Annotated in this window: 11 protein-coding genes; 5 read left to right on the plus strand and 6 right to left on the minus strand. The window is 72.1% G+C overall.

The window, feature by feature from the left end; genetic code table 11:
* The first annotated feature begins 26 nt into the window (after positions 1-26).
* The 4 genes from radA to BM064_RS12910 all read left to right on the plus strand — a co-directional run bounded on the left by radA (position 27) and on the right by BM064_RS12910 (position 4,390).
* The gene (gene radA / locus BM064_RS12895; protein ID WP_092860183.1) at positions 27-1,460 is read left to right on the plus strand and encodes a DNA repair protein RadA; all 1,434 of its coding nucleotides are present in this window, start codon (positions 27-29) and stop codon (positions 1,458-1,460) included.
* A complete protein-coding gene (locus BM064_RS12900) occupies positions 1,457-2,047 on the plus strand; it encodes a CvpA family protein (protein ID WP_092860184.1) in 591 nt (196 codons plus the stop codon). Before radA ends, BM064_RS12900 begins: the two co-directional genes overlap by 4 nt.
* 166 nt (positions 2,048-2,213) lie before the next feature.
* On the plus strand, positions 2,214-3,698 hold the full coding sequence (gene purF, locus BM064_RS12905; protein ID WP_092860185.1) for an amidophosphoribosyltransferase: 1,485 nt from the start codon (positions 2,214-2,216) through the stop codon (positions 3,696-3,698).
* A gap of 5 nt (positions 3,699-3,703) precedes the next feature.
* On the plus strand, positions 3,704-4,390 hold the full coding sequence (locus BM064_RS12910) for an SDR family NAD(P)-dependent oxidoreductase (protein WP_425426164.1): 687 nt from the start codon (positions 3,704-3,706) through the stop codon (positions 4,388-4,390).
* Between the two features lie 358 nt (positions 4,391-4,748).
* Here BM064_RS12910 and BM064_RS12915 read toward each other — a convergent pair whose 3' ends face one another.
* From BM064_RS12915 to BM064_RS12940, 6 genes are all read right to left on the minus strand, one after another.
* Entirely contained in the window at positions 4,749-5,495 is a 747-nt protein-coding gene (locus BM064_RS12915) for an ABC transporter ATP-binding protein (RefSeq protein WP_177236251.1), read from the minus strand.
* 11 nt (positions 5,496-5,506) lie between these two features.
* On the minus strand, positions 5,507-6,301 hold the full coding sequence (locus tag BM064_RS12920) for an MlaE family ABC transporter permease (protein WP_092860187.1): 795 nt from the start codon (positions 6,299-6,301) through the stop codon (positions 5,507-5,509).
* Positions 6,298-7,587: a hypothetical protein gene (locus BM064_RS12925; protein WP_092860188.1), complete on the minus strand. Its 1,290-nt coding sequence runs from the start codon at positions 7,585-7,587 to the stop codon at positions 6,298-6,300. Before BM064_RS12925 ends, BM064_RS12920 begins: the two co-directional genes overlap by 4 nt.
* Positions 7,588-7,750: 163 nt before the next feature.
* Positions 7,751-8,713 carry a hypothetical protein gene (locus BM064_RS12930; RefSeq protein ID WP_092860189.1) on the minus strand — a complete coding sequence of 321 codons (963 nt, stop codon included), beginning with the start codon at positions 8,711-8,713 and terminating at the stop codon, positions 7,751-7,753.
* 46 nt (positions 8,714-8,759) lie between these two features.
* Positions 8,760-9,932 (minus strand): alanine racemase, encoded by a 1,173-nt coding sequence (gene alr / locus BM064_RS12935; RefSeq protein ID WP_092860190.1) that lies wholly within the window; start codon positions 9,930-9,932, stop codon positions 8,760-8,762.
* Positions 9,919-11,436 (minus strand): replicative DNA helicase, encoded by a 1,518-nt coding sequence (locus tag BM064_RS12940; RefSeq protein ID WP_092860191.1) that lies wholly within the window; start codon positions 11,434-11,436, stop codon positions 9,919-9,921. Before BM064_RS12940 ends, alr begins: the two co-directional genes overlap by 14 nt.
* Before the next feature lie 195 nt (positions 11,437-11,631).
* Here BM064_RS12940 and BM064_RS12945 point away from each other — a divergent pair, with 195 nt between their 5' ends.
* Positions 11,632-12,288: a peroxiredoxin gene (locus BM064_RS12945; RefSeq protein WP_092860357.1), complete on the plus strand. Its 657-nt coding sequence runs from the start codon at positions 11,632-11,634 to the stop codon at positions 12,286-12,288.
* Positions 12,289-12,387: the final 99 nt, after the last annotated feature.

Genomic DNA, 12,387 nt, shown 5'->3' on the forward strand with positions numbered 1-12,387 from the left:
GCCGCCGAACGTCGCACAACCCCGGCATGGCCAAGAACGCCCCGATCTTCGTCTGCGCCGAGTGCGGCGCGATCCATGCCCGCTGGTCGGGCCGCTGCGATTCCTGCGGCGCCTGGAACTCGGTGCAGGAGGAGACCGGAGTCGCCGCCTCCCTGCCCAAGTCCGTCGGCGTCGCCCGCGCCGGCAAGACCCGCGCCGCCGCGCTCGTGTCGCTGGAGGGGGAGGAGGCCGCGCCGCCCCGCCTCTCGGCCGCGGTCGAGGAGCTGGACCGGGTGCTGGGGGGCGGGCTGGTGCCGGCCTCCGCCGTGCTGGTCGGCGGCGATCCGGGGATCGGCAAGTCCACGCTGCTGCTGCAGGCCGCCGCGGCCTTCGCACGCCAGGGCGCCAAGTGCGTCTACGTCTCGGGCGAGGAGGCCACCGCCCAGATCCGCATGCGCGCCGCGCGGCTGGGGCTCGAGAAGGCGCCGGTGGCGCTGTCGGCGGAGACCGACCTGAATTCCATCCTCGCCATGCTCGAGGCGGAGAAGCCGCAGGTGGCGATCGTCGATTCGATCCAGACCATGTGGCTCGATTCGGTGGAGAGCGCGCCGGGCTCGGTCAGCCAGGTGCGCGCCGCCTCCCACGCCCTGACCGCCTTCGCCAAGCGCCGCGGCTCGGCGGTGATCCTGGTCGGCCACGTCACCAAGGAGGGCCAGATCGCCGGCCCCCGGGTGGTCGAGCACATGGTCGACACGGTGCTTTATTTCGAGGGCGAGCGGGGCCATCCGTTCCGCATCCTGCGCGCGGTGAAGAACCGCTTCGGCCCGGCCGACGAGATCGGCGTCTTCGAGATGACCGGCAAGGGGCTCGCGCAGGTCGGCAACCCCTCGGCCCTGTTCCTGTCCGAGCGGGGGCGCGAGGTGCCCGGCGCCGCGGTCTTCGCGGGCGTCGAGGGCACCCGGCCGGTGCTGGTGGAGATCCAGGCGCTGGTCGCGCCCTCGCCCCCCGGATCGCCGCGCAGGGCGGTGGTGGGCTGGGACAGCTCGCGGCTGGCGATGATCCTCGCGGTGCTGGAGGCGCGCTGCGGCGTGGCGCTCTCGGGCAACGACATCTATCTCAACGTGGCGGGCGGGCTGCGGGTGACCGAGCCGGCCGCCGACCTCGCCGTCGCCGCCGCGCTGCTCTCGGCCGCGGGCGGCGAGCCGCTGCCCGCCGAGGCCGTTTATTTCGGCGAAATCAGCCTTTCCGGCGCCGTGCGCCCCGCCCCCCAGTCGGACACCCGTCTGCGCGAGGCCGCACGTCTCGGCTTCAACGTCGCGTTCGCGCCTTCGCAGGTGAAGCCGGGGGCGAATTCTGGCATGACGGTCCGACGAATCGAGCATCTCTCGACCCTTGCGGGCGAAGTGCTCGGCGAGAACGGCCCCGGGGTGGGGTCCGGAAAACAGCGACCCGGAACCGGACGAGGGGACCAGCAGGAATGAGCTTCACGATCGTCGACGGCGTGGTCCTGGCGGTGCTGGCGCTGTCGGGCATCCTGGCGTGGTCGCGCGGGCTGACCCGCGAGGCGCTGGCCATCGCCGGCTGGATCGTGGCGGCGATCGTCGCCCTCTACGCCGCCCCCTTCCTCGAGCCCCTGCTGCAGGAGATCCCCGTGGCGGGCGAGATCCTGGCCGGGGCCTGCACGCTCTCCAAGCTCGCGGGCTTCGCGGTGTCCTTCGCCATCGTGCTGATCCTTCTGTCGATCTTCACGCCGCTGTTCTCCTCGGCGGTGCAGGAGAGCATCCTGGGCCCGGTCGACAAGGCGCTCGGCTTCGTCTTCGGCGTGGTGCGCGGGCTGCTGCTCGCGGCGGTGGCGTTCATGATCTACGACCTGGTGGTGCCGCCGGGGGACCGGCTGGCGATCGTCGACGAGTCGCGCTCGGTCGCGATGATCTCCGAGGCCGCCGCCGTGATCTCCGAGCGTCTGCCCACCACGCTGCCCGAGTGGGCGCTGAGCCCGATCAACGGCCTGATGGCCGAGTGCGGCGGCGTCCCGGCGCTGACCGGCGCCGGCGCGCAGGACGCCTGACGAACCGCCGCGCCCGCGATCCCGCGGGCGTGACCCCTCGCCCCCTCGCATCCGCGTGCGGCATGCGTTACATGACGGCGCGATGACACGCGGCGCGATGACAACGCTCGCCGGGCCGCGTATACAGACGTCAGCGACCCCCCTGGACCATGGGAGCCATCGCCAGATGCCCGAGACCCGTCTCGCGCCGCTCGCCAGCCCTTTCGAAGACCGCGACGGCGACAAGCTGCGCGAGGAGTGCGGCCTGTTCGGCGTCTTCGGCCTGTCCGACGCGGCCAACTTCGTCGCCCTCGGCCTGCACGCCCTGCAGCATCGCGGGCAGGAGGCGGGCGGCATCGTCACCCATGACGCCGGCTCCGGCTTCCACTCCTCGAAGAAGCTCGGCTACGTCCGCGACAACTTCACCACCGCCGAGAGCATGGCCGAACTGCCGGGCCGCATCGGACTGGGCCATGTCCGCTACTCGACCGCGGGCGGCAAGGGCGCGACGGCGATGCGCGACGTGCAGCCGTTCCTCGCCGACCTCGCCATGGGCTCGATGGCGCTGGCGCACAACGGGAACCTGACCAACGCCCTCTCGATCCGGCGCGAGCTGATCGAGCGCGGCTCGGTCTTCAACTCCTCCTCCGACACCGAAGCGGTCGTGCACCTGATGGCCCGCGGCTTCCACCGCACCATCGCCGACCGGATGAAGGAGGCGCTGCGCCGGGTGGAGGGCGCCTTCTCGATCCTGTGCATCACCGAGAACCAGCTGATCGGCTGCCGCGACCCGCTGGGCGTGCGCCCGCTGGTGCTGGGCCGGCTCGGCAAGGGCTGGATGCTGGCCTCCGAGACCTGCGCGCTCGACATCGTCGGCGCCGAGTTCGTGCGCGAGATCCTGCCGGGCGAGATGGTGATCATCGACGACCGCGGCGTGCATTCCTCCGCCCCCTTCGAGACGCAGCGCCCCCGGTTCTGCATCTTCGAGCACGTCTATTTCTCGCGCCCCGACAGCGTCATCGGCGGCCGCTCGGTCTACGAGAGCCGCCGCCAGATCGGGGTGGAGCTGGCGCGCGAGGCGCCGGTCGAGGCCGACCTGGTCTGCGCGGTGCCCGACTCCGGCACGCCGGCCGCCATCGGCTACTCCCAGGAATCGGGCATCCCCTTCGCCATGGGGATCATCCGCAATCAGTACGTCGGGCGCACCTTCATCGAGCCGACCGAGCAGATCCGCAACATGGGCGTCCGGCTGAAGCTGAACGTCAACCGCGCCCTGGTGCGCGGCAAGCGGGTGGTGCTGGTCGACGACTCGGTGGTCCGCGGCACGACCTCGTTGAAGATCAAGGAGATGATCCTCGACGCCGGCGCCAAGGAGGTGCATTTCCGCATCGCCTCGCCGCCGACCGCCTGGCCCTGCTTCTACGGCGTCGACACGCCCGACAAGGAGAAGCTGCTGGCCTCCCACATGACCGAGGACGAGATGCGCGTGCATCTCGGCGTCGACAGCCTGCGCTTCATCTCGCTCGACGGCCTCTACCGCGCCGTGGGCGAGGGCGAGGGCCGCGATCCGTCGAAGCCGCAGTATTGCGACGCCTGCTTCTCGGGCGAATACCCCATCCAGCCCTCGGACATGATCGAGAGCGGACGCATCTCGCTGAAGGCGGCGGAGTAGGCTTCATGCAGGACCTGAAAGGGCAGGCGGCGCTGGTCACCGGCGCCAGCCGCGGGCTTGGCCGCGCCTTCGCCGAGGCGCTCGGCGCCCGGGGCGCGGAGGTCATCGCCATCGCCCGCACCGTCGGCGCGCTGGAGGAGCTGGACGACGCGATCCGCGCCGCCGGCGGGCCGCAGGCGACGCTGGTGCCCCTCGACATCACCGACGATCCGGCGATCGAACGTCTGGGCGCCGCGATCCACGGCCGCTGGGGCAAGCTGGACCTGTGGATCCACGCCGCCGTCAACGACCCGCCCCTGTCGCCGGCCGAGCACGCGGCCGACAAGGACTGGGACAAGGCGATGGCGGTGAACGCGCGCGCCACCCAGCGCCTGGTCCGCAGCCTCGACCCGCTGCTGCGCCTCGCACCCGGCGGCGGGCGGGCGGTGTTCTTCGACGACGCGCACAACACCGGGCCCTTCCACGGGACCTATGCGGCCTCGAAGGCCGCGGCCCGGGCGATCACGACGGCCTGGGAGGTCGAGACGGCGCGCTTCCCGCTGAACGTGCTGCACCTGTCGCCGCCGCCGATGCCCACCGGCCTGCGCGCCCGCTTCCGACCGGGCGAGGACCGGGCGGGGCTGGCGTCTCCGCGCGACGTCGCGGCGACGATGCTGCCGACGGTGCTGGCGGCGGCCGAAGCGCGCGCCTGACGGCGCGCGGGCGGTCTACAGGCGCCCTGCGGGCGGGCCTGGCTGCGCCGCACTTGCGAGGAGGTCGGGGAGAGACTGCGGAGGGAGGGAGCCTCCGGCGGGCTCCTGACTCACCCAAGAACAAGCCGCGCCTGGTCTCCGGATCCGTCCATCGCTGAAGATGCCTGAGCGGCTCGCCCGGGGCGGTCAAGGACAGGCCCCGCTGCGCGGGGTCGCGTGCCGCGATCCTTGACCGCCCCGGGCGAGCCGCTCTTACGGCATCAGCGATGGACGGCTCCGGAGAACAGGCGCTCACCGAGCGGGGCGTGGGGCCGGGGGCGACTGTGGCGAGCGTCGGGGAAAGAGATCCCGAGGGGCTTCAGCGGATCGCGGCGATGGGGCCCTCGGCCTTGCCGTGGATGAACTGGTCGACGTAGGGGTCGTCGGTGCGGTCCATCTCCTCGACGTCGCCCTGCCAGCGGATCTTGCCCTCGTGGATCATCGCCACCCGGTCGGCGATGGCGCGCACCGAGGTCATGTCGTGGGTGATGGTCATCGCGGTTGCGCCCATCTCGGTCACCAGCTCGCGGATCAGGTCGTTGATCACGCCCGCCATGATCGGGTCGAGGCCCGTCGTCGGCTCGTCGAAGAAGATGATCTCGGGGTTGGTGGCGATGGCGCGGGCGAGGCCCACGCGCTTCTGCATGCCGCCCGAGAGCTCGGCGGGGAACAGGTCCGCGGTCTCCGGCGTCAGGCCCACGCGGCGCAGCTTCTCGATCGCGATCTCGCGGGCCTGGGCCCTGGGCAGCCGGCCGTGGCCGTGGCGCATGCGGAAGGCGACGTTCTCCCACACGGTCATGGAATCGAACAGCGCGCCGCCCTGGAACAGCATGCCGAAGCGGCTCAGCAGCGCCTCGCGGTTGCGCCGCGTGGCGGGGGCGCCGCCGATCTCGATCTCGCCCGCGTCGGGGTGGATGATCCCCAGCACGCATTTCAGCGTCACCGACTTGCCGGTGCCCGAGCCGCCGATGATCACCAGGCTCTCGCCCTTGGCGACCTCGAGGTCGACGCCGCGCAGCACGGTCTTGGAGCCGAAGGCCTTCTCGACCCCCGACATGCGGATCATCGGGGTCTGCGTCATGCGGGAAACAGCGCCTCGGTCAGGATGTAGTTGGCGGCGAGGATCAGGATCGAGGCCGAGACCACCGCGTTGGTCGTGGCCTTGCCCACCCCCTGCGCGCCGCGCCCGGAGTTGTAGCCCTGCCAGCAGCCCATCAGCGCGATGATGAAGCCGAAGACGGCCGCCTTGATCAGGCCCGAGCCGACGTCGTCGTTGGTCAGGTAGGTCCAGGTGGTGTTGATGTAGGTCGAGGGGTTGAAGCCCAGCCGCGTCACCCCGACCGCGAAGCCGCCCATGATCCCGATCACGTCGCCGATGAAGGCGAGCACCGGCATCGCCAGCGTCGCCGCCAGCAGGCGCGGCGCGACGAGGTATTTCAGCGGGTTGGTCGAGAGGGTGGTCAGCGCGTCGATCTGCTCGGTGACCCGCATCGTGCCCAGCTCGGCCGCGATCGAGGCCGAGACGCGCCCCGCCACCATCAGCCCGCCCAGCACCGGGCCGAGCTCGCGCACCATGCCGATGGCGACGATCGAGGGGACCACGGATTCGGCGTTGAAGCGGCCGCCGCCGGTGTAGATCTGCAGCGCCAGCGCGCCGCCGGTGAAGAGCGCGGTGAGCCCCACCACCGGCAGCGAGAACCAGCCGATGCGCATCAGCTGGCGGCCGAACTCCAGCGGGTACCAGGGCGGGCGGAACACGTGGCTGACCGAGCGCAGGGCGAAGAGCACCAGCGCCCCCGTCCCCCCGCACAGCGTCAGCACGGCCCGGCCGATGGCGGCCAGGAAGATCTGGATCGGGGCCAGAATCGTCATGTCGCGACCTTTCCTGCGGCGCGGCGCCGAGCGCCCGCCCGGCGGGCGCCGACCTTGCCAGCCCCCGCCTTGCCTTCACCGACCCTGCCGGGCCCGACCTTGCCGGGACCCGCCTTGCCCGGGCCGACCCGGTTCGCGCCGGCGTTGCCGGGCCCCGCGCGGCCCGGACCCGCCTTGCCGGCGCCCGCCTTGCCCGCGCCGCCCTGGCCTTCGCCGCCCCGGCGCCGCCGGGGGCCCGCGCCCGCGGCGCGCTTGCGGCCGGGGCCGCCGGGCCGGCCGGCGCCCTCGCCCTTGCCCTGACCCTTGCGCCTGCGCTTGCCCGCGCCGGCCTTGCCGCCGGCGGGCGTCTCGCCGGGCGCGGCCGTGCCGTCGGCGGGTTGCGTCGAGGGGAAGGGCGCGAAGCCGAGCTGGCGGCCCAGCCAGGCCACGTCCCGGCGCGAGCGGCGCGTGACCTCGGCCTTCAGCCCCTTCGTCAGTGCGAAGCGCGGGCCGGGCACGCGGGCGATGGAGGGCATGATCCACGGCGGATGCCGGCGCGCGAAGGTCGGCGAGATCCGCTTGAACAGGCGGTTGCGCAGGTCCAGCAGCCGCGCCGCCCGCCCGCTCATCGAACTGTTGGAGGCGAGCGAGGCCGGCGCGTCCAGCGCCAGGTCCGGCTCGTCGATCGCGTCGAGGAAATCGGCCAGCACGTCGCCGTCCTTCAGGCGCTGGCGGTCGTAGACGCGGATCTCGACGGTCTCGCGGCCGAAGAACTCGAAGTATTTCTGCAGGCGGCGCTTGTAGTCGGGGGTCGGCGGCTCGGCGCGCAGCTCGTCCAGCGTGAGGCCCGCCTTCAGCCGCTGCTGGGTCATCGAGGCGGCGTAGCCCAGCGGCTCGCGCGCGTAGAAGATCACCTTGATCTCGGTCCCCTCGCGCCGAAGCGCCTCGCCCATGGCGCGGACCTCGTTCCAGCGCAGCATGTCGCAGAGCTGCTCGCCCGAGATCACGATCTTGCGCCACGTCGGATCGTCCAGCGCGGCGTCGAGGATCGCGCGGTTCTGCGCCTTGCGCCTGGGATTCGAGTGTCGGCGGCGCTGGCCGATCATCGGGCCCAGCCGGTCGATGTCGTCCTCGCGCGCGAACAGGAACACCAGCGGCCAGCCGTGGCAGGCGCCGAGGTCGGGATAGCAGATCCCCCGTTCGGCCAGGCGCGCGCGGTTGTGGTCCAGCACGTTCTGGATCCAGGTCGTGCCGGTCTTGTGCTGCCCGATGTGGAGGTAGATGCGGCGTGCGGGCGCCTCGCTCATGGTGCTCGTTTCCCGACCCCGGATCCAGTCGCGGCGCGCAGGGCGCCGGGCGGCGCCGACCCCTCGGCCGCGTTCCCGATATAGACAAGGCCGCGCGGCGGGCCAAGGCCGCGCGGCCGCATTGCAGCGCAGCCGCGGCTGCGGGTCGCCGCCGGCACGACGCTCAGCCGCCCGGCGCGCGCGGCCGCGGGGGCAGGGCGGGGCCGCGGCCGGCGGGGAAGGGCCGGCGCCCCAGCGCCTCGCCCAGCCAGACCATGTCCCGGCGCGAGCGGCGGCGCGCCTCGCGCCGGGTTTCGGTCCCGAGCCGGAAGGCGCGCCCGGGCAGCAACTCGGCCAGCGGCCGGGTCAGCATCGGCGGAAAACGGATCGCGCGCCCCGGACGCCGCCAGCCGATCAGCCGGTTGCGGATGTCGAGCAGGAGCGCGGCGGCCCGCGACAGGCGGGTGTCGGGAAGCGGCGCCGTGGGGCGCTCCAGCGTCCCCGGCGCGAAGCCGCAGGCGCTCTCGAAATCGTCGAGCACGCGGCCCCCGACCAGGCGGCGGGGGTGGTGGGGGCGCAGCTCCACCGCCGCCTGGCCGAAGTGGCGGATGAACTTCAGCAACGACTTGCGATAGCCGGGCTGCGGGGGCGTGCGCTTGAGCATCCGCAGCGAGACGCCCTCGCGCAGGCGGGTCTCGGCGGCGGCCTGGGCGTAGGCGCCCGGCTCGCGCAGGTAGCCCAGGACCGAGACCTCGCCCGCCTCCTGCAGGCGGCGGGCCAGCGCCTTGACCTCGCGCGAGCGGAGCTGCTCGGCCAGCAGCTCGCACGACAGGATCACGGTATGCGCGTGGGGATCGTCGAGCGCGGCGTCGAGCTCGCGCCGCGCGGCGGCCACGGCTGCAGGGCGCGCGCCCCTGCGCCGCTCCCCCCAGAGCCGCCGGAACCGGGGGTCGCCGCCCTCCAGCCTGCGGTCGGGCGTGGCGAACATGTAGACCAGCGGCCAGCCGCCGTGATCGAAGATCACCGGGCGCACGCCCTGGCCGACGAGCCGCTCGCGGTTATGCGCCAGCATCGCCTGGATGGCCCGGGCGCCGGTGTGCTGCAGGCCGATGTGCAGCAGGATTCGGCGGCGGTCCGACTGGCTCATCTCGCCCGGTTCCCCTCGTTCGTCGATGCTCGGGTCCGCGGGCGGCTCAGCCCGCGGCGCCCCCGACATAGCGGCGGGCGTAGCGCGGGCCAAGGGAGGTCAGGACCTCGTAGCCGGTGGTGCCGATGCCCTTGGCCAGGTCGTCGACCGACTGGTGGGGGCCCAGCACCTCGACCATCGCGCCGGGCGCGGGTTCGGGCGCGTCGGTGAGGTCGACGGTGATCATGTCCATGCTCACCCGGCCCACCAGCGGCACGGGGCGGCCGTCGAGATGGAGCTGCAGCCCCTTCGACAGCCGGAAGAACCCGTCCGCGTAGCCCAGCCCCAGCACGCCGATGCGCGAGGGCCGCTTCGCCGTCCAGGTCGAGCCATAGCCGACGCTGTCGCCGACCGAGATCTCGCGCACCTGCAGCAGCGGGGCGTGGAGGTGGACGACCGTGCGCGCCTCCATGAACGGCTCGCCGCCGTAGAGGCCGACGCCGGGCCGGGTCAGGTCGAAGTGGAAGTCGGGGCCCAGCAGCGTGCCGCCGGTCGCGCCCAGCGACAGGCGGGCGTTGGGGGCGAGCCCGTGCAGCAGCTGCGCGCGCCCGGTGAAGGCGCCGCGCTGGCGGGCGTTCATCGAATTGCCCGGCTCGTCGGCGCTGGCGAGATGCGACATCACCAGGGAGATGTCGAATTCGCTGGGCGGCTCGGCGCGCAGGGCGTCGATCTCGGCGGGGGTGAAGCCCAGGCGGTTGATGCCGCTCTCGATATGCAGGCCGACCTTGGGGGGCGCCTCGCGGCCGAGCGCGGGCAGCGCCTCGCGCAGGGCGCGCACCTGGAAGGGCGAGGCCAGCACCGGGATCAGGTCGGCTCCGCGGAAGGCGTCGAGGTCGGCGGGCATGAAGCCGTTGAAGACGTGGATCGGAACCCCGGGGCCCAGGATCCCGCGCAGGGTCGCGCCCTCGGCGGCATGGGCCACGAAGAAGGTGCGCGCGCCGGCGGCGCGAAGCGCCCTGGCGACCGGCCCCACCCCCAGCCCGTAGGCGTCCGCCTTGACCACCGCCGCCGCTTCGGCCTTGCCCGAGCGCGCCTGCAGCGCCCGCCAGTTGGCCGCGACCGCGTCGAGGTCGATCGTCAGCACCGGGCGGGAGGCGGCGGGACCCGAAGCGGGGGTGAAGTCGGGGGTCGGGGCGGAGGCCGCAAGGCCCCCGGCGACCAGGGAATCAGAAGCCGTCATGCTCCACGTAGCCCTCCGAACGCGCGAGGTTGCCGAAGCGGGTGAACTTGCCCTCGAAGGACAACTCGACGGTGCCGATGGGCCCGTGGCGCTGCTTGCCGATGATCACCTCGGCCTTGCCGCGCACGGATTCCATGACCTCCTGCCACCGCATCGTGGCCTCGACGTCGGTCTCCGAGGGCTTCTCGCGTTCCTTGTAGTATTCCTCTCGGAACACGAACATCACCACGTCGGCATCCTGTTCGATGGAGCCCGATTCCCGAAGGTCCGACAGCTGCGGCCGCTTGTCCTCCCGGCTCTCCACCTGGCGCGACAGCTGCGAGAGCGCGATGACCGGGATGTCGAGCTCCTTGGCGATGGCCTTCAGGCCCATCGAGATCTCCGCGATCTCGTTCACGCGGTTGTCCGAGCGGCCGGAGCCGCGGATCAGCTGCAGGTAGTCGATGACCAGCGCATCCAGCCCGTGGGTGCGCTTGAGCCTGCGCGCCCGCGCCGCCAGCGTGGCGATGGGGATCGAGGCGGTGTCGTCGATGTAGAACGGCATCTTCTCGAGCTCGCGCGCGGCTTCGACGAAGCGGCGGAACTCCTCCTCCTCCATGTCGCCGCGGCGAATCTTTTCGGACGCGATGCGGGACTGTTCGGAGAGGATGCGGGTGGCGAGCTGCTCGGCCGACATCTCGAGCGAGAAGAACCCCACCTTGCCGCCGTTGAGCGTGCCGAAGGTGCCGTCGGGCCGCTCGCCCTCCCGGAAGGCCTTGGCGATGTTGAAGGCGATGTTGGTCGCGAGCGAGGTCTTGCCCATCGACGGGCGCCCGGCGAGGATCAGCAGATCCGAGGGGTGCAGGCCCCCCAGCCGCTTGTCGAGGTCGATCAGACCCGTCGAGATGCCCGCGAGCCCCCCGTCGCGCTGGTAGGCGGCGTTGGCGACCTCGATCGCCTCGGTCGCGGCCTTGAGGAAGCTCACGAACCCGCCGTCGGAGCGGCCCTTCTCGGCGAGGCCGTAGAGCTGCTGTTCCGCCTGCACGATCTGCTCGGTGGGCTCCAGGTCGACGTCGGCGCGCTGGGCGCGGTCGCGGATCTCGACGCCGATCTTCATCAGCTCGCGCCGGATGGCGAGGTCGTAGATCGCCTGCGCGTAGTCCTTGGCCGAGTAGATCGAGACGGCGGCGCCCGCCAGGCGCGCCAGATACTCGGCCCCGCCCAGTTCCTTGAGCCCCTCGTCGTCCTCGAGGAAGGTCTTGAGGGTGACGGCGTTGGCCTGGAAGTTCTTCTGGATGCGCCGGGCGGCGGTCTCGTAGATGCGCGCGTGCACGGGGTCGTAGAAGTGCTGGGGCTGCAGCAGGCCCGAGACGCGGTCGTAGACCTCGTTGTTGATCAGGATCGCGCCCAGCAGCGCCTGCTCCGCCTCGATGTTCGAGGGCGGCGCGCCGGCCTCGGAGAAGCCGGCGCCGGGGGCGTCGGAATGCGGCTGCGGCTCGCCGGGGGCGAGCGATCCGTCATGCATTGTGGGGTCTCCCTGCTCGAAGGCCCTGTCAGTCTACACCGGGATGCGGTTATCCCCGGCCTGTGAAGAACGGGGATCGATGCCGCGCGACGCGACGTTCCGGGCTCTCGGTCCCGGTTGCGTCCGACGTGCGGCCTGCCCATGGTATCACGCGACGCGGGAAAGGCGACCCGCGCGATGCTCTGGGAGAACACGATGACGCTGCGGATCAACGACACCGCGCCCGATTTCGAAGCCGAGACCACCGAGGGGACGATCAACTTCCACGACTGGATCGGCGACGGCTGGGCGATCATGTTCAGCCATCCCAAGGACTTCACGCCCGTGTGCACCACCGAGCTGGGCGCCATGGCCGGCCTGATGGACGAGTTCGCGAAGCGCAACACCAAGATCATCGGCATCTCGGTCGATCCGGTCGAGGCGCATCACCGCTGGAAGGCCGACATCACCACCGCCACCGGCGCCACGGTCAGCTATCCGATGATCGGCGATCCGGAGCTGAAGGTCGCCAAGCTCTTCGGAATGCTGCCCTCCGAGCTCGACGGCACGTCCGAGGGCCGCACGGCCGCCGACAACGCCACCGTGCGCACGGTGTTCGTGATCGGGCCGGACAAGAAGATCAAGATGATGATGGCCTACCCGATGACCACGGGCCGCAACTTCGACGAGCTGCTGCGGGTGATCGATTCCCTGCAGCTGACCGCCGGCCACAAGGTCGCGACGCCGGCGAACTGGAAAAAGGGCGAGGACGTGATCGTGGTCCCCGCCGTCTCCGACGCCGACGCCAAGGCCCAGCACGGCTCGTTCGAGGCGAAGCTCCCCTACCTGCGCATGGTCAAGCAGCCGGGCTGAGGCCCGCCGCGCCGCGCCGCCCGCCCGGCCCTCGGGCCCGGGCGGACCGCGGCGCCCCGACCACGAAGGGCCGCTCCCGGGGGCGGCCCTTTTCCGTCG

Source organism: Albimonas pacifica (assembly GCF_900113695.1).
GTDB classification, from domain to species: domain Bacteria; phylum Pseudomonadota; class Alphaproteobacteria; order Rhodobacterales; family Rhodobacteraceae; genus Albimonas; species Albimonas pacifica.